The following is a 15,598-nucleotide window of genomic DNA, read 5'->3' on the forward strand; positions in this document are numbered from 1 at the left end:
CGCAGGGCCCTGCCGCCATCGTCGCTGGCTCCTGCTCGCAGGCGACCCAGGCCCAGGTGGCGCACTGGCGCGCCGCCGGCCTGCCGGCCTGGCGCCTGGACCCAGCGGCGCTGGCGGCGGGCGGCGATCTGGTGGCCGAGGCGCTGCGTTGGGCCGCGGCGCAGGGCGCGTCGCCGACCCTCTTTCATGCCACCGCAGACCCCGAGGCGGTCCGCGCGAGCCAGGCCCTGCTGGGCTCCGAGGCCGGTGCGCGAATCGAGCATTGCCTGGCCCGTATCGCGGTGGCGCTGGTAGAGGGCGGCGTGGGCCGACTCGTCGTCGCCGGCGGCGAGACCTCTGGCGCGGTGACCCAGGCCCTGGGGATTGGCCAGCTGCGCATCGGCGGCACCATCGACCCCGGCGTGCCCTGGACCCGGGTGGAGGTCCGGCCGCTGTGGCTGGCGCTCAAATCGGGGAACTTCGGCAGCGTGGATTTCTTTGCCAAGTCCCTGTCTATTTCATCCTGACCATGACCGAATCCCAGGCACGCGAAGCCATCTGCCGCATCGGACAAAGCCTCTTCGAGCGGGGCTATGTCCACGCCACGGCGGGCAACATTAGTGTCCGTCTGGACGATGGCTTTCTGATCACCCCCACCGACGCTTGCCTGGGCCGGCTCGACCCTGGCGATCTAGCGCGGGTGGACCTCGCTGGCCAGCTGCAGGGGACGACCCGCCCGAGCAAGACACTCCTGTTGCATCGGCAGATCTACGCCGCGGCCTGCGCCTATCATGCCGCGACCCGTTGCATCATCCACACGCACAGTACGCATTGCGTGGCGCAGAGTCTGCGCGTGCAGGGCGCTGAGCTTCTGGACCCGATCACCCCCTATTTCGTGATGAAGGTCGGCCACGTGCCTCTGCTGCCCTATCGGCGTCCCGGTAGCCCCATCGCTGCGGCGGATGTGGTCGAGGCGATTCACCGCTACGGCAAGCAGGGCACGCCGCTGCGCGCGGTAATGCTCCCGCGCCTGGGGCCCAATGTGTGGCACGACCATCCGGAGGCCGCGATGGCTATCCTGGAAGAACTCGAAGAGACCGCGCGGCTGCAACTTCTGATGCCGAACGCGCCATCCTTGCCGCCGGAGGCGATCGAGGAATTGCGCCAGTCCTTCTCGGCCGTCTGGTAATCCGTCAGCCCCATCCGTCCATTTGACCGGTTGACTGGAGATGTCACTATGACCACGATCCGCTTCGCCGCCAACCTGTCCATGCTGTACCCGGACAGGCCCTTCCTCGATCGTTTCGAGGCCGCCGCCGCCGATGGCTTCGAGGCGGTGGAATACCTCTTTCCCTACGCGCACCCCGCGGCCGAAATCAAGGCGCGGCTGCGGGCGCACGGGCTGCAGCAGGTCCTGTTCAACACGCCGCCGGGCGGCCTGGAGGCCGCGCGTTGCGACGAGGCCTGGCAAGCGGGTTCGCGCGGCACCGCCTGCGCGCCGGGCCGGGAGGCCGAGTTCCGCGCGGGCATCGAGGCGGCGCTGCGTTACGCCGAGGCGCTGGGCTGCCCGCGCATTCACGCCATGGTGGGCTTGCGCGCCCCGGACTGCAGCGCCGAGCAGGCCGATGCGGTGCTGCTGTCCAATTTGCGCTGGGCCGCGGGCCTGGCGGAACGCGCGGGCCGCACGCTGCTCATTGAGCCGATCAATCCGATCAATGTGCCGGGCTTCCACTTGAACCGGCAGGACCATGCCCACACCCTGGTGCAGGCGGTGGGCTCCCCTCACCTGAAGGTGCAGTTGGACCTGTTTCACTGCCAGCGGGTCGAGGGCAACCTGGCCGGCCAGTTGGCGCAGGCGCTGCCCAGCGGCCGGGTGGGGCATATCCAGATCGCCGACGCCCCCGACCGTCACGAGCCAGGCAGCGGCGCGATCGACTGGCCGCCGGTGTTCGCCCTGATCGAAAAGCTTTCCGCGCCTAGTGCCACGAACCGGTGGGAGGGTTGGGTCGGCTGCGAGTACCTCCCCGCCGACAGCTCGCCCGGCGGCACATCGCGCGGGCTGCAGTGGCTGCGCGCGCTGCGGTCAGCGGGAGCCTGAGCCCAGCGACCTCAGTCTTCGTTCGCCTCGATCTTGTCGATCAGTCGCGCCAACGCATGGCGCACCGTGGCCGCTCTTATTGCGGCGCGGTCGCCCGCGAAGCGGCAGGTCTCGGAGGACAGCCGGCCGTCGACCATGAAGCCAAACCACACCGTTCCCACCGGCTTGGCGGCGCTGCCGCCCGTCGGCCCGGCGACGCCTGTCACCGCTACGGCCGCCCGCGCGCGCGAGTGCCGCACCGCGCCATGGGCCATGGCGCGCGCCACCAGCTCGCTGACCGCGCCGTGTTCGGCGATTTGTTGGGCGTCGACCCCGAGCAGCTCGGTCTTGGCCTCGTTGGAATAGGTCACGAACCCGCGCTCGAACCATTCGCTGGAGCCGGCCAGGTCGGTGCAGGCGGCGGCGATCCCCCCGCCAGTGCAGCTTTCGGCGGTGGTCATCATCCAGCCACGCGCCCGCAGTTGGTCGGCCAGCGCGGCCACCAGCGCCGGCGTGTTTGCCGTGGTCTTGGAATCAGGAGAGGTCTGCGTCATAAGGCCCTCGCGACAGCGAACAGGAACAGGGTGCAGAAGGCGGCCACCAGGTCGTCCAGCAGGATGCCCAGGCCACCGCGCCAGCCAAAGCCGTGGAACAGCCGGTCGGCCCAGCCCACCGGGCCGGGCTTGACCGCGTCGAAGAAGCGAAACAGCGCGAAGGCGGCCAACTGCGTGAACCAGCCCGCCGGCGCCAGCAGCCACAGCACCGCCCAGAAAGCGACGATCTCGTCCCACACGATGCACCCGGGATCGAGTAGCCGCAGGCGCTCGGCGGTGCGGGTGCAGGCCCACCACCCGAGCGGCAGGCTGGCGAGGATGATCCAGCCGATCGCCGCTTGCGACAGCCACAGCTGCATCACCAGGAAGCTGGCCCAGGCCCACAGCGTGCCCACCGTGCCGGGCGCCACCGGGGACAGGCCCGAGCCCAGGCCCAGGGCGATTGCGTGGGCCGGGTGTGAGAGCAAAAAGCGGACATCGGGCCGGCGGGGCGCGGCCACGGAGTCGGTGGGAGTCATGGCGGGATGGTAAACGGCGCGTGCGGCAGGAAGTTGGCCGGCCCCGCCGGCGTACCGTCGTGGCCCCCACAGGCCGCACAGGCTTCATGGGTGTCCGAGGCTGCCGAGGTTTCTGCGGTTTCTGAATCGATTCAGGCGAAGTGGTCGAACGCAGCCACCGGGCGCACCACCGCGTGGCCGGCGGCGTCGACCAGGCGCAGGCCGGGCGCCGCTTCAATCACGCCGATGCAGTGCACGGCAGTGCCGCTGGCGCGGCCTGCGGCCAGTACCGCGTCGCGGGCTGCAGCTGGGGCGGTGAAGGCCAGCTCGTAGTCGTCGCCCCCGGCGAGGGCGAAGTCCAGCCGGTCTTGCACGGACAGGGCCAGGGCGGGCAGGGCGGCCACCTGTTCGGCCCGCAGCGTGGCGCCCACGCCGGATGCGGCCAGGACATGGCCGAGGTCACCGACCAGGCCGTCACTCACATCGATCGCGGCGCTGGCCACGCCGCGCAGCGCCAGCCCCAGCGAGACGCGGGGAACCGGGCACTCCAGCCTTTCGCGCGCCGCCTCGAACACGGCTTGCGGTGCCTGCCGCGTGCCTCGAAACACCTCCAACGCCAGCCGGGCGTCGCCCAAGGTGCCGCTGACCCAGACCTCGTCGCCTGGTCGCGCGCCCGAGCGCAGCAGGGCCTGGCCGGTGGGCACCTCGCCGAAGACGGTGATTGAAATGGCCAGCGGCCCGCGGGTGGTGTCGCCACCCACCAGCTCGCAGCCATGCGTGTCGGCCAGCGCCAGCAAGCCCTGCGCAAAGGGCGCGAGCCAGGCCTCGTCCGCCTGGGGCAGGGCCAGGCCGAGGGTGAAGGCCAGGGGCTTCGCACCGCAGGCGGCCAGGTCACTCAGGTTGACCGCCAGGCATTTGTGGCCCAGGCGGCGCGGGTCCACCGTGGAGAGGAAATGCCGGCCTTCGATGAGGAGGTCGGTGGAGACGGCCAGTTGCATGCCCGGTGCCGGCGCAAGCAGGGCGCAGTCGTCACCCACGCCCAGGGGGCTGCGGCGCACCGGCCGCTTGAAGTAGCGCGCAATCAGGTCGAATTCGCCCATGGCGTTCTGCCCGCGAGGCACCCGCCTCAGTGCAAGACCCGTCGGGTGCCGTCGTCGAGCACGAACATCGGGATCTCGGTCTCGAAGCGCTCGCCGTCCTCGGCCACCGCAAAGTAACTGCCATGCATGGTGCCCGACGGCGTGCGCAGCCGGCAGCCGCTGGTGTACTGGAAGGATTCACCGGGCCGCAGCAGGGGCTGGTGACCCACCACGCCCAGCCCCTTGACCTCTTCAATCTGGCCCTGAGCGTCGGTGATGTGCCAGTGGCGGGAGATGAGCTGCGCGGGCACTTCGCCGGCATTGATGATGGTGATGGTGTAAGCGAAGCTGTAGACGCCCTCTTCGGGCGCCGATTGGTCCGGCAGGTATTCGGGCCGGACTTCTACACGTAACTGATACTTGGCCATGCGGCGGATGTTACCTGCCAGCGGACGGCCCATTCCGATTGCAATTGCGTGGGGGCTCTGCGCGGGCGGCGGCTGGCCCGCAAAGCCGGGCGGCGGGGCCGCGACGTTTGCGACAATCGCGGCATGAGCTCCACCTTCCGCATCGCCCCGTCCATCCTCTCTGCCGACTTCGCCCGCCTGGGCGAGGAAGTGCGTGATGTCATCGCCGCCGGCGCTGACTGGATCCACTTCGATGTGATGGACAACCACTACGTCCCCAACCTCACCTTCGGCCCCATGGTCTGCCAGGCGCTGAAACCCCATGCCAAGCGTGCCGACGGCACCCCGGTGCCTGTGGACGTTCACCTGATGGTGCAGCCGGTCGATGCCCTCGCCCAGCTCTTCGCCGATGCCGGGGCCGACTACATCAGCTTTCACCCCGACGCTTCAGGCCATGTCCACCGCAGCGTGCAGGCGATCAAGGCGCGTGGCTGCAAGGCCGGTCTGGTGTTCAACCCCGCGGCCTCGCTGGACGTCCTCGATTGGACGATCGACGAGATCGACCTGATCCTGATCATGTCGGTCAACCCAGGCTTTGGCGGCCAGAGCTTCATCGACTCGGCGCTGCGCAAGATCGAGCAGGCGCGCAAGCGCATCGACGCCAGCGGCCGCGATATTCGGCTGGAGGTCGACGGCGGCATCAAGGTCGACAACATCGCCCGGGTGGCGGACGCCGGCGCCGACACCTTCGTGGCCGGCAGCGCCATCTTTGGCAAGCCCGATTACCGCGCCGTTATCGACGCCATGCGGTCCGCGCTGGCGGGCCCAGCGGGCTGAATCGGCGGTACACAGCGCTACACATCGGCGCTTGAGGCCCAAGGCGGCCCAGCGTAGCCAAAAGCAGCCCCAGGCGGCCACACGCGGCCCCACCAGGCCGAACGATCGCAGACCCGACGGCTGCGGTCGGTGGGCTCCTACCGGCAACCGTCGGGGTGGACGACAGGCTCCAACGACCGCTGGCTACGGTCACGCCCCTTGCGCTTTTCTAAGCTCTAGCCCTTCCCGTGATGCCAGTTGCATCGCCGGGCATGGCAAACACCAAGGGGTATGGGCATGGCGTGGATAGCGGAGTGGCCCGAGTGGCTGGTGTGGTGCGCGGTCGGCGCGGCAGCGGCGTTTGGTGTGGCGGCGGTGGCCTATGTCATTGAGTCCGCAATCGAGACGGGCCAGTCCTAGGCGCCCAAGGCGTGCTGCGCACGTTTCTGTCTCTCCTCAGGTCCTTCCCGGGCCTTCCCCTTTCTGCCCCCTACCGCACCCGACACGCCCACCATGGTCCTCCCGCGCACCGAGCCCCCCCGCAAATCCAAGCCGAGCGACTCCGTCGCCGCGCAGCAGCGACAGCTGGAAGCCTTTCACTTGCCCGCCGACGGGCCGCTGACCACCCAGCAGGGCGTGGTCTTCTCCGACAACCACAACAGCCTGCGCACCGGCCTGCGCGGCCCCACCCTGCTGGAGGACTTCATCCTGCGGGAAAAGCTGGAGCACTTCGGGCAGGAGCGCATTGCCGAACGTGTGATCCACGCCCGTGGCGCCGCCGCCCATGGCTGGTTTGAGTGCCATCGCTCTCTATCGGCCTTTACCCGTGCCGACTTCCTGCAAGAGGCGGGGGGGCGCACGCCCGTCTTCGTGCGGTTCTCCAACCTCACCGGCGAGCGCGGATCGGCCGATACCGTGCGCGACCTGCGCGGCTTCGCGGTGCGTTTCTACACGCGAGAGGGCAACCTCGACCTGGTGGGCGCGAGCTTCCCAGTGTCTTTCGTCCAGGACGCCATGAAGTTCCCCGACTTTGTGCACGCGCTCAAGCCCGAGCCGCACCACGGTATGCCCCAGGCCAGCGCCGCACACGACACCTTCTGGGACTTCGCTTCACTTGTGCCCGAGAGCACCCACGCGCTCATGTGGCTGATGTCCGACCACGCCCTGCCGCGCAGCCTGCGCATGATGGGTGGCTACGGCGTGCACAGTTTTCGCCTGGTCAACGCGCAGGGTGGCGCCCACTTCGCCAAGTTCCACTGGCGCCCCCGCCTGGGCCGCCATGCCCTGGTGGCCGAAGAAGCCCAGCGCATCGCCGGCTTCGACCCGGACTTCCTGCGCCGCGACCTGTGGGAGGCGATCGCCCGCGGCCAGCACCCGGAGTGGGAGCTGGGCCTGCAGTTGGTCGACGAGGGACGTGCCGACGAACTCGGCGTAGACCTGCTGGACCCGACCAAGCTGCTGCCCGAGGCACTGGTGCCGATACAGTGGGTGGGCAAGCTGGTGCTCCATCGCAACCCGGAAAACTTCTTCGCAGAGACCGAGCAGGTGGCCTTCAACCCTGGGCATCTGGTTCCCGGCATCGACTTCAGCCACGACCCGCTGCTGCAAGGGCGGCTAGCCGGCTACAGCAGCGCCCAGGCCTCTCGTCTGGGCGGGCCCAATCACCATCAGTTGCCGATCAACCGCCCCGTTTGCCCGGTCCATCACTTCCAGCGCGATGGTGCGCATTGCCTGGGCATCGCCCGGGGACCGGTCAGCTACGAGCCCAACTCCCTGGCACAGGGTGGCGAGTTCCGGGCCGATGGCGGGGAGCAGGGCTTCCAGTCGCTACCGGGGCCGGTGGCCCCACCCAAGCTGCGCAAGCGCACGCCGGCCTTTGACGACCACTTCAGCCAGGCCACCCTGTTCTGGAACAGCCAATCGAGCGCGGAGCGGGATCATCTGGTGTCGGCCTTCGTGCAGTCGCTGGCGCGGGTCGAGTCCGCCGCCATCCGCCAGCGCGCGGTTGACAACCTGGCGTTTGTGGACGCCCGCCTAGCGCGCAAGGTGGCTGACCCGCTGGGGCTGCCGCCTCCAGACCCGCGCGCCGCAGCGGGCCGAGCGGGCTTTCGTCATCCCCCGGGCGAGCCTGTCAGCGCCACACTGGACCGCTGCGCCGAGCTCTCGCTGGAGGCTGCGCCGGCGAGTATCGCCAGTCGGCGGGTGGCCATTTTGGTTGCCCCGGGGGTGGAGGTCGGAGCGATGAAGGTGCTGCAGCAGGCGCTGCATGAGCACGGCGCCCAGACTCGGGTGCTGGCCAGCCATCTGGGGGTCGTCGCGACTTCCTCGGGCCAGCAGCTGCTGGTCGACCAGACCTTCTGCGGCGCGCCCTCGGCGCTGTTCGACGCGGTCATGGTCCCCGCCGGCGCCGCCAGTGCCGACAGTCTTTCCCGGCAGGGTGATGCGGCGCTCTACCTGCTGGAGGCCTACCGGTACGGCAAGTCCCTCTGCCTGATCGGGGAAGGTGCCCGCCTGCTGCACCTGCCCGTGCCGGAGGGCGAAGCCCTGCCCGGCGTTGTGCGGGGGCGCAACGATCCAGCTGATCGCTTGCCGATGGTGCAGGCCTTCATTCAAGCGATCGCTCGTCACCGGCATTGGGGCCGCCCCAAGGCCGACACGGCGCCAGACTGAGTCGGCCCTGGGCGGCGCCCCCCGCGCCTGTCCTACGCCGGCCAGCTTCGTCAGCCGACGCCCTGCCTGACGGTCCCGGCTCCCAATCCAGTCCGTGGCCGGCATCGGGTCGGTCGCTGATGGCATTTGCAGCAGGAGCCCAGAGCATGGCAAGTAACAACCAGGAAAAGCAGGCAGCGCAGGGTGAGCAGGGCCAGGCAGGCAAGGAGGGTAGCGGCTCCCTCCGCGGCTTTGCCTCCATGGACCCGCAGCGACAGCGCGAGATTGCCAGCCAGGGCGGCAAGGCCGCCCATGAGAGCGGTCACGCGCACGAATTCACTTCGGAAGAGGCGCGTGAGGCCGGCAGCAAGGGCGGTAAGGCCGCCCACGAGAAAGGCACTGCGCACGAGTTCACCCCCGAAGAAGCGCGTGAGGCCGGCCGCAAGGGCGGCAAGGCGGCTCATGCCAAGGGCACCGCACATGAGTTCACTCCTGAAGAGGCGCGTGAAGCGGGTCGCAAGGGCGGTGAAGCCCAGGCCAGCCTGTTGCGCGGGGCGGAAACTGGCAGCGCACCGCCCGGCGGTGTACGGCACTGAGGGTATCCCCAGGCGCGCCCCGGGTACTCAGCACGGCTGCTGGCGCTCACGGCGCTCGCGGCGCTCCATTTCGGACCTCCGGCCCGGCCTGATCTGATCCAGGCACGGGCCGGCGGGCCTTGTTCGGCCGCGGCCTTTGCTACACTGGCCCGCATGTTCATCCACCGCAACTTGATCACAGGTCAGTCTGACCGGGGAGCCTGGCCCTGGCGTCGGCCAGCATCGTTGCGCGCCTGATCGCACGGGGTGCCCCCGTGCACCCCTGGGCCCGATGAACGCCGAATATGTCCGAGTGGACATTCGATGCCCGTCCCATCTGGCCCCCGATCGAATCCCCAGCCGGCCCTTCGCGCCGGCGTGAGCGAGTGGAGGCTCATCCCGTGATCACCGAACTTGAATTCAAGAGCCTGGCCCAGGCCGGCTACAACCGCATTCCCCTCATTGCCGAGGCCTTTGCGGACCTCGAAACCCCGCTTTCTCTCTACCTCAAGCTGGCCCATGCCAAGGGCGACGGTCGCCTGTCCTTCCTGCTGGAGTCCGTGGTGGGCGGCGAGCGCTTTGGCCGCTACAGCTTCATCGGCCTGCCGGCGCGCACCTTCTTGCGTGCCAGCGGTTTTGGCAGCGAGGCCCGCACAGAGGTCGTGCGTGACGGGCAAGTGGTTGAGACTGCGCCCGGCAATCCGCTGGACTTCATCGAGTCATATCAAAAGCGCTTCAAGGTCGCCTTGCGGCCCGGCCTGCCGCGCTTTTGCGGCGGCCTTGCCGGCTACTTTGGCTATGACACGGTTCGGCACATCGAGAAAAAGCTGGAGAAGTCCTGCCCACCCGACACCCTGGGCTGCCCCGACATCCTGCTGCTGCAGTGCGAGGAATTGGCGGTCATCGACAACCTCTCGGGCAAGCTGTACCTCATCGTCTACGCCGACCCGGGCCAGGGCGAGGCCTATGGCAATGCCAAGAAGCGCCTGCGCGAGCTGAAAGACCTCCTCAAGTATTCAGTCAGCGCGCCCGCGGTGCGGCAGAGCCAGACCTACCCGGCGGAACGCGAATTTTCCAAGGCCGATTACCTTCGGGCGGTGGAGCGGGCCAAGGACCTTATCGCTGCCGGTGATTTCATGCAGGTGCAGGTGGGCCAGCGGATCAGGAAGCGCTACACCGAGTCGCCGCTGTCGCTCTACCGGGCGCTTCGCTCGCTCAACCCGAGCCCCTACATGTACTACTACAACCTCTCCGGCTACGACGGACGGGGCGGTGACTTTCATGTGGTGGGTGCCAGCCCCGAGATCCTGGTGCGCCAGGAGGGCACCCCCGAGGGGCAGAAGATCACCATCCGGCCACTCGCCGGCACACGTCCGCGCGGCACCAGTCCTGAGTCCGACAAGGCCACTGAGGCCGAACTCCTGGCCGACCCCAAGGAGCGTGCCGAGCATGTGATGCTGATCGACCTGGCCCGAAATGACATCGGCCGCATCGCCAAGACCGGCACCGTCAAGGTCACCGAGGCCTTCGTGGTCGAGCGCTATAGCCATGTGATGCATATCGTGAGCAATGTGGAAGGCATTCTTCACGAGGGCATGAGCAACATGGACGTGCTGCGCGCCACCTTCCCCGCCGGCACCCTTACGGGCGCCCCCAAGGTGCACGCGATGGAGCTGATCGACCAGCTCGAGCCGAACAAGCGGGGCCTGTACGGCGGTGCCTGCGGCTATCTCAGTTACGCGGGTGACATGGACGTGGCCATTGCCATTCGTACTGGCATCGTCAAGGACCAGATGCTTTATGTGCAGGCCGCCGCCGGCGTGGTGGCTGACTCGGTGCCTGAGATGGAGTGGAGGGAGACCGAGGCCAAGGCCCGGGCCCTGCTGCGCGCCAGCGAGCTGGTGGAAGAGGGGCTGGAGTGATGCGCGCCGTACAAGAAATGACCAGCGTGGGGGCCCTATGACCAAACTGCTGATGGTCGACAACTACGACTCCTTCACCTACAACCTGGTCCAGTACTTCGGCGAACTGGGCGCGCAGGTAGAGGTGTTCCGCAACGACGAAATCACGCTGGAAGGCATCGCCGAACGCAAGCCTGACCGCCTGGTGATCTCTCCCGGTCCCTGCTCCCCGGCCGAAGCCGGTATCTCGGTGGCGGCCATCCGCCACTTCGCCGGCAAGCTGCCGATTCTGGGCGTGTGCCTGGGCCACCAGAGCATCGGCGCCGCCTTTGGTGGGAAGATCATCCGCGCGCAGGTGTTGATGCATGGCAAGACCAGCGTCATCACCACCACGCAGCAAGGCGTGTTCGCAGGCCTGCCCGCACAGTTCACCGTCAACCGCTATCACTCGTTGGCGATCGAGCGCTCAAGCTGCCCCAAAGAGCTGGAAGTCACCGCCTGGACCGAGGACGGCGAGATCATGGGCGTGCGTCACCGCGAGCTGGCCATCGAGGGTGTGCAGTTCCACCCTGAGTCCATCCTCACCGAGCACGGCCACGCGATGCTGAAGAACTTTCTGGCGCCGCGCTGATCGGCGCGCTGCACCCCCGCCCGACACCGCAGGAGACACCCATGCCCATCACTCCACAGGAAGCGCTGCAACGCACCATTGAGCACCGCGAGATCTTCCACGACGAGATGCTGCACCTGATGCGCCTCATCATGGGCGGCGAGCTCTCGCCGGTCATGTCTGCGGCCTTGCTCACCGGCTTGCGGGTCAAAAAAGAAACCATCGGCGAAATCACTGCGGCCGCTCAGGTGATGCGCGAGTTCTCCACCAAAGTGCGGGTGTTGGACAAGACCCATCTGGTCGACATCGTCGGTACGGGTGGCGATGGCGCGCACAGCTTCAACATCTCCACCTGCTCGATGTTCGTTGCCGCTGCCGCAGGCGCCAAGATCAGCAAACACGGCAACCGCAGCGTGAGCAGCAAGTCTGGCAGCGCCGATGTGCTCGAAGCCCTGGGTGTGAACCTGAGCTTGCCGCCGGCGGCCATCGCCCGCTGCATCGAGGAGGTGGGCATCGGGTTCATGTTCGCGCCCAACCACCATCCGGCAATGAAGAACGTGGCGCCGGTGCGCAAGGAGCTGGGGGTTCGCACGATCTTCAACATCCTGGGCCCCCTGACCAACCCCGCCGATGCGCCCAACATTCTCATGGGCGTGTTTCATTCCGACCTGGTGGGTATCCAGGTGCGCGCGCTGCAGCGTCTGGGTGCCGAGCACGCAGTCGTGGTCTACGGTCGTGACGGCCTCGACGAGGTCAGCCTGGGCGCGGCCACCCTGGTGGGGGAACTCAAGGACGGTCAGGTTACCGAGTACGAGATCCATCCCGAGGACTTCGGGCTGGCGATGGCCAGTGGCCGAACCCTGCGGGTCGAAACTCCCGAAGAGTCACGCCAAATGCTGCTGGGCGTACTCGATGACCAGCCTGGGCCGGCGCGCGACATCGTGATCCTGAACGCCGGCGTTGCCCTGTACGTGGCCAATGTGGTGGGCTCCATGGGCGCAGGCGTCGAGCGGGCCCGCGCCGCGCTTTCTTCAGGCGCCGCCCGCAAGAAGTTGGACCAGTTCGTGTCCGCCACCACTGCTTTGAAAGGTTGAGTCCATGTCGGACATCCTGAACAAGATCGTCGCGGTCAAGCACGAAGAGATCGCTGCCGCGAAAAAGAAAATCTCTCTCGAGACCATTCGCGCCGACGCTGAAAGCCGCGTGCTCACCCGCGACTTCGAGGGCGCACTGAGGGCCAAGATCGCGGCCGGACAGGCTGCGGTCATCGCCGAGGTCAAAAAGGCCAGCCCCAGCAAGGGCGTACTGCGGGAAGACTTCATTCCTGCGGACATTGCCCAGAGCTATGCCGAGCACGGCGCGGCCTGCCTCTCGGTGCTGACCGACCGCCAGTTCTTCCAGGGGCAGCCCGACTTTCTGAAGCAAGCGCGCGCCTCCTGCGAACTGCCGGTGCTGCGCAAGGACTTCATGGTCGACCCCTACCAGGTCTTCGAGGCTCGCGCCATGGGCGCCGATTGCATTTTGCTCATCGCTGCCTGCCTGGATGACGCGCAGATGGCCGACCTGGAGGCCATCGCCCGCAGCCTGGACATGGCGGTACTGGTCGAGGTGCACGACGGCGCCGAGCTCGATCGCGCCCTTCGCCTCAAGACCCTGCTGGTGGGCGTCAACAACCGCAACCTGCGCAGCTTCGAGGTGTCGCTCGCGACCACGCTGGACCTGCTGCCACGCGTACCGGCCGACCGACTGCTGGTGACTGAGTCGGGCATCCAGGGGGTGGCCGACGTTCAGACCCTGCGCGCCGCCGGCGTCCACGCCTTTCTGGTCGGCGAGGCCTTCATGCGCGCGCCCGACCCGGGTGCGGCGCTGACCAGCCTTTTTGGCGGATGACCCTGCCCCTGTTCTCCGACCTGCCAGCAGATCGCCGCCCTGGTATGTCGGCCACTGCGCCTGCCAGCGCTGGCTCAGATCCTGGGGGTGCCCTGAGCGCAGCGGCGCGTTTGCAGGTCTGGGACCCCGGCCGCTGGCCGGTCGCCCCGGATTGGCGCCCCACTGTCGACGCCTTTCTGGCCAGCTCCAGCGGGCAGGCCCTGGGGAGCTTCGTGGCGGCTCGTCTCGAGGCAGGTGCTGTGGTCTTCCCGCCACAGCCGTTTCGTGCGCTGGCGCTCACGCCCTTGGCGTCTGTCCGCGCCGTCGTCCTCGGGCAGGATCCGTACCACGGCGCTGGCCAAGCCGAGGGCCTTGCCTTCTCTGTCGCACCGGGGGTGCGCGTGCCCCCATCGCTGCGCAACATCTTCAAGGAGCGGGGTGAACGGCCGACGAACGGCTCCCTGGCCGATTGGGCCCGGCGCGGCGTTCTCCTTCTGAACACCAGCTTGACCGTGGAGGAGGGCCAGGCAGCCAGCCATGCCCGCCGCGGCTGGGAGCCGTTAACCGATGCGCTTATCGAGCGCGTCGCGGCCACCGCCAGCCCCTGTGTCTACTTCCTGTGGGGAGCGCACGCCCAGGCCAAGGCGAGCTTGATCGAGCGAACCGCCGGGGCCGATGGCCGACAGGCGCTGGTCATTCAGACCAATCACCCTTCGCCCTTGTCGGCCACCCGCGGATCGACTCCCTTCATCGGAAGCGGCCAGTTCGTCCGGGCTCGCCAGTGGCTGGCCGAACGGGGTGTGTTCGGCGTGGTCTGACCGGCCTGGCCGCGCGCGGGTTTGGCTAGAATTGCGGTCCAGCTAGGGCGTCAGCCCTGCGAAACCGTGCTATATTCCGAGATTCGCCGGAGGGGTGCCCGAGTGGCTAAAGGGGGCAGACTGTAAATCTGTTGGCTTACGCCTACGCTGGTTCGAATCCAGCCTCCTCCACCACCCTCCAGAAATGGGGTGCCCAAATTGGGTTTCGGTGGTGCGGCGATGTGTCAGATTGAAAAGTCGGAAAGACCGGCTGGTAGCGCTAGGAAGCCTGCCGAGGGCGGTTGAACTTGCCCCGATGCGGGAGTAGTTCAATGGTAGAACCTTAGCCTTCCAAGCTAATGACGCGGGTTCGATTCCCGTCTCCCGCTCCAGCGGTGGGTCGGCGGTGTCTGTTGACAGAGCGGATTGACAGAATGTGTCGGTGGTGCGGGCAGTGCCCGCGCGGCGGATTGAAGAATTCGCCCTTGTGGCTCAGTGGTAGAGCAATCCCTTGGTAAGCGAGAGGTCGCGGGTCCGATTCCCGCCAAGGGCACCAAGTTTGTTGTGATCGTCTAGTTACTTTTTGAGGGGCGAAAGAAATGGCAAAAGGAAAATTCGAGCGGACCAAGCCGCACGTGAACGTGGGCACGATTGGTCACGTGGACCATGGCAAGACCACGCTGACGGCGGCCATTACGACGGTGTTGTCGGCCAAGTTTGGCGGCGAAGCTAAGGCGTACGACCAGATTGATGCGGCCCCGGAAGAGAAGGCGCGCGGCATCACGATCAACACGGCGCACGTGGAGTACGAGACGGAGAACCGTCACTACGCGCACGTGGACTGCCCTGGCCACGCCGACTATGTGAAGAACATGATCACCGGCGCGGCCCAGATGGACGGCGCGATTTTGGTGTGCTCGGCCGCTGACGGCCCGATGCCCCAGACCCGTGAGCACATTTTGTTGGCCCGCCAGGTGGGCGTGCCGCACATCATTGTGTTTTTGAACAAGTGCGACATGGTCGACGACGCCGAGCTCTTGGAGCTGGTCGAGATGGAAGTGCGCGAGCTGCTCACGAAGTACGACTTCCCTGGTGATGACACCCCGATCGTTCATGGCTCGGCCAAGCTGGCGCTCGAGGGCGACAAGGGCGAGCTGGGCGAGCAGGCCATTTTCAAGCTGGCCGCTGCGATGGACAGCTACTTCCCGACGCCCGAGCGTGCTGTGGACGGTGCGTTCCTGATGCCTGTGGAAGACGTGTTCTCGATCTCTGGCCGCGGCACTGTGGTGACGGGTCGTGTCGAGCGCGGCATTGTCAAGGTGGGCGAGGAAATTGAGATTGTGGGCATTGTTCCCACGGTCAAGACCACCTGCACTGGCGTGGAGATGTTCCGCAAGTTGCTGGACCAGGGCCAGGCTGGCGACAACGTGGGTATTTTGCTGCGCGGCACCAAGCGCGAAGACGTGCAGCGCGGCCAGGTGCTGTGCAAGCCCGGCTCTGTGAAGCCGCACACGCACTTCACGGCCGAGATTTATGTGCTGTCCAAGGACGAAGGTGGCCGTCACACGCCGTTTTTCAACAACTACCGTCCGCAGTTTTACTTCCGCACCACCGACGTCACGGGCGCCATTGAGCTGCCCAAGGACAAAGAGATGGTGATGCCTGGCGACAACGTGTCGATCACTGTGAAGCTGATCGCCCCGATTGCCATGGAAGAAGGCCTGCGCTTTGCCATCCGCGAAGGTGGCAAGACCGTCGGCTCGGGCGTCGTCGCCAAGATCATGGAGT

General features: G+C 67.2%; 17 protein-coding genes and 3 tRNA genes. 16 read left to right on the forward strand and 4 right to left on the reverse strand.

Annotated elements, in window-relative coordinates; translation table 11 throughout:
- The 3 genes from QE494_RS07600 to QE494_RS07610 form a co-directional block, all read left to right on the forward strand.
- Nucleotides 1-506, forward strand: a 506-nt coding sequence (locus tag QE494_RS07600; protein ID WP_300042319.1) for a nucleotide-binding domain containing protein, incomplete at its 5' end; no start/stop codon positions are given.
- Nucleotides 507-508: 2 nt separating this feature from the next.
- On the forward strand, nucleotides 509-1,168 hold the full coding sequence (locus tag QE494_RS07605) for an aldolase (protein ID WP_300042320.1): 660 nt from the start codon (nucleotides 509-511) through the stop codon (nucleotides 1,166-1,168).
- Nucleotides 1,169-1,216: 48 nt separating this feature from the next.
- A complete protein-coding gene (locus QE494_RS07610) occupies nucleotides 1,217-2,077 on the forward strand; it encodes a hydroxypyruvate isomerase family protein (protein WP_300042321.1) in 861 nt (286 codons plus the stop codon).
- Between the two features lie 11 nt (nucleotides 2,078-2,088).
- Here the strand turns inward: QE494_RS07610 and QE494_RS07615 are convergent, their stop codons facing one another.
- The 4 genes from QE494_RS07615 to apaG all read right to left on the reverse strand — a co-directional run bounded on the left by QE494_RS07615 (nucleotide 2,089) and on the right by apaG (nucleotide 4,614).
- On the reverse strand, nucleotides 2,089-2,610 hold the full coding sequence (locus tag QE494_RS07615) for a CinA family protein (RefSeq protein WP_300042322.1): 522 nt from the start codon (nucleotides 2,608-2,610) through the stop codon (nucleotides 2,089-2,091).
- Nucleotides 2,607-3,128 (reverse strand): phosphatidylglycerophosphatase A, encoded by a 522-nt coding sequence (locus QE494_RS07620; protein ID WP_300042323.1) that lies wholly within the window; start codon nucleotides 3,126-3,128, stop codon nucleotides 2,607-2,609. Before QE494_RS07620 ends, QE494_RS07615 begins: the two co-directional genes overlap by 4 nt.
- 131 nt (nucleotides 3,129-3,259) lie before the next feature.
- On the reverse strand, nucleotides 3,260-4,207 hold the full coding sequence (thiL, locus tag QE494_RS07625) for a thiamine-phosphate kinase (RefSeq protein ID WP_300042324.1): 948 nt from the start codon (nucleotides 4,205-4,207) through the stop codon (nucleotides 3,260-3,262).
- Between the two features lie 26 nt (nucleotides 4,208-4,233).
- Complete coding sequence (gene apaG / locus QE494_RS07630; protein ID WP_300042325.1) at nucleotides 4,234-4,614, reverse strand: Co2+/Mg2+ efflux protein ApaG; 381 nt, start codon at nucleotides 4,612-4,614, stop codon at nucleotides 4,234-4,236.
- Nucleotides 4,615-4,737: 123 nt separating this feature from the next.
- Between apaG and rpe the strand changes: the two genes are divergently transcribed.
- The 13 genes from rpe to tuf form a co-directional block, all read left to right on the forward strand.
- Nucleotides 4,738-5,430, forward strand: coding sequence for a ribulose-phosphate 3-epimerase (gene rpe, locus QE494_RS07635; RefSeq protein WP_300042326.1), 693 nt, complete (start codon nucleotides 4,738-4,740; stop codon nucleotides 5,428-5,430).
- A gap of 276 nt (nucleotides 5,431-5,706) precedes the next feature.
- A complete protein-coding gene (locus QE494_RS07640; RefSeq protein WP_300042327.1) occupies nucleotides 5,707-5,829 on the forward strand; it encodes a hypothetical protein in 123 nt (40 codons plus the stop codon).
- A 93-nt stretch (nucleotides 5,830-5,922) separates the two neighbouring features.
- Nucleotides 5,923-8,079 (forward strand): catalase, encoded by a 2,157-nt coding sequence (locus QE494_RS07645; RefSeq protein WP_300042328.1) that lies wholly within the window; start codon nucleotides 5,923-5,925, stop codon nucleotides 8,077-8,079.
- Between the two features lie 146 nt (nucleotides 8,080-8,225).
- Entirely contained in the window at nucleotides 8,226-8,654 is a 429-nt protein-coding gene (locus QE494_RS07650) for a KGG domain-containing protein (RefSeq protein WP_300042329.1), read from the forward strand.
- Between the two features lie 380 nt (nucleotides 8,655-9,034).
- Nucleotides 9,035-10,555: an anthranilate synthase component I gene (trpE, locus tag QE494_RS07655; protein WP_300042330.1), complete on the forward strand. Its 1,521-nt coding sequence runs from the start codon at nucleotides 9,035-9,037 to the stop codon at nucleotides 10,553-10,555.
- A gap of 37 nt (nucleotides 10,556-10,592) precedes the next feature.
- On the forward strand, nucleotides 10,593-11,165 hold the full coding sequence (locus QE494_RS07660; RefSeq protein ID WP_300042331.1) for an aminodeoxychorismate/anthranilate synthase component II: 573 nt from the start codon (nucleotides 10,593-10,595) through the stop codon (nucleotides 11,163-11,165).
- Nucleotides 11,166-11,206: 41 nt separating this feature from the next.
- A complete protein-coding gene (trpD, locus tag QE494_RS07665) occupies nucleotides 11,207-12,238 on the forward strand; it encodes an anthranilate phosphoribosyltransferase (RefSeq protein WP_300042332.1) in 1,032 nt (343 codons plus the stop codon).
- Nucleotides 12,239-12,242: 4 nt separating this feature from the next.
- A complete protein-coding gene (gene trpC, locus QE494_RS07670) occupies nucleotides 12,243-13,034 on the forward strand; it encodes an indole-3-glycerol phosphate synthase TrpC (protein ID WP_300042333.1) in 792 nt (263 codons plus the stop codon).
- Between the two features lie 44 nt (nucleotides 13,035-13,078).
- The gene (locus tag QE494_RS07675; RefSeq protein WP_300042335.1) at nucleotides 13,079-13,831 is read left to right on the forward strand and encodes a uracil-DNA glycosylase; all 753 of its coding nucleotides are present in this window, start codon (nucleotides 13,079-13,081) and stop codon (nucleotides 13,829-13,831) included.
- An 88-nt stretch (nucleotides 13,832-13,919) separates the two neighbouring features.
- A tRNA-Tyr gene (locus tag QE494_RS07680) sits at nucleotides 13,920-14,005 on the forward strand.
- Between the two features lie 123 nt (nucleotides 14,006-14,128).
- Nucleotides 14,129-14,202, forward strand: a tRNA-Gly gene (locus QE494_RS07685).
- 89 nt (nucleotides 14,203-14,291) lie between these two features.
- Nucleotides 14,292-14,366, forward strand: a tRNA-Thr gene (locus tag QE494_RS07690).
- A gap of 43 nt (nucleotides 14,367-14,409) precedes the next feature.
- Nucleotides 14,410-15,598: elongation factor Tu (tuf, locus tag QE494_RS07695; RefSeq protein WP_300042334.1), on the forward strand; the 1,189-nt coding region annotated here is incomplete at its 3' end.

The sequence above is a fragment of the Ramlibacter sp. genome, from assembly GCF_029866045.1.
Taxonomy (GTDB): domain Bacteria; phylum Pseudomonadota; class Gammaproteobacteria; order Burkholderiales; family Burkholderiaceae_C; genus Ramlibacter.

Coding starts and splice junctions, on each gene's coding strand:
- QE494_RS07605 (WP_300042320.1), top strand. CDS start 509: ATGACCGAATCCCAGGCACGCGAAGCCATCTGCCGCATCGGACAAAGC.
- QE494_RS07610 (WP_300042321.1), top strand. CDS start 1,217: ATGACCACGATCCGCTTCGCCGCCAACCTGTCCATGCTGTACCCGGAC.
- QE494_RS07615 (WP_300042322.1), bottom strand. CDS start 2,610: ATGACGCAGACCTCTCCTGATTCCAAGACCACGGCAAACACGCCGGCG.
- QE494_RS07620 (WP_300042323.1), bottom strand. CDS start 3,128: ATGACTCCCACCGACTCCGTGGCCGCGCCCCGCCGGCCCGATGTCCGC.
- thiL (WP_300042324.1), bottom strand. CDS start 4,207: ATGGGCGAATTCGACCTGATTGCGCGCTACTTCAAGCGGCCGGTGCGC.
- apaG (WP_300042325.1), bottom strand. CDS start 4,614: ATGGCCAAGTATCAGTTACGTGTAGAAGTCCGGCCCGAATACCTGCCG.
- rpe (WP_300042326.1), top strand. CDS start 4,738: ATGAGCTCCACCTTCCGCATCGCCCCGTCCATCCTCTCTGCCGACTTC.
- QE494_RS07640 (WP_300042327.1), top strand. CDS start 5,707: ATGGCGTGGATAGCGGAGTGGCCCGAGTGGCTGGTGTGGTGCGCGGTC.
- QE494_RS07645 (WP_300042328.1), top strand. CDS start 5,923: ATGGTCCTCCCGCGCACCGAGCCCCCCCGCAAATCCAAGCCGAGCGAC.
- QE494_RS07650 (WP_300042329.1), top strand. CDS start 8,226: ATGGCAAGTAACAACCAGGAAAAGCAGGCAGCGCAGGGTGAGCAGGGC.
- QE494_RS07660 (WP_300042331.1), top strand. CDS start 10,593: ATGACCAAACTGCTGATGGTCGACAACTACGACTCCTTCACCTACAAC.
- trpD (WP_300042332.1), top strand. CDS start 11,207: ATGCCCATCACTCCACAGGAAGCGCTGCAACGCACCATTGAGCACCGC.
- trpC (WP_300042333.1), top strand. CDS start 12,243: ATGTCGGACATCCTGAACAAGATCGTCGCGGTCAAGCACGAAGAGATC.
- QE494_RS07675 (WP_300042335.1), top strand. CDS start 13,079: ATGTCGGCCACTGCGCCTGCCAGCGCTGGCTCAGATCCTGGGGGTGCC.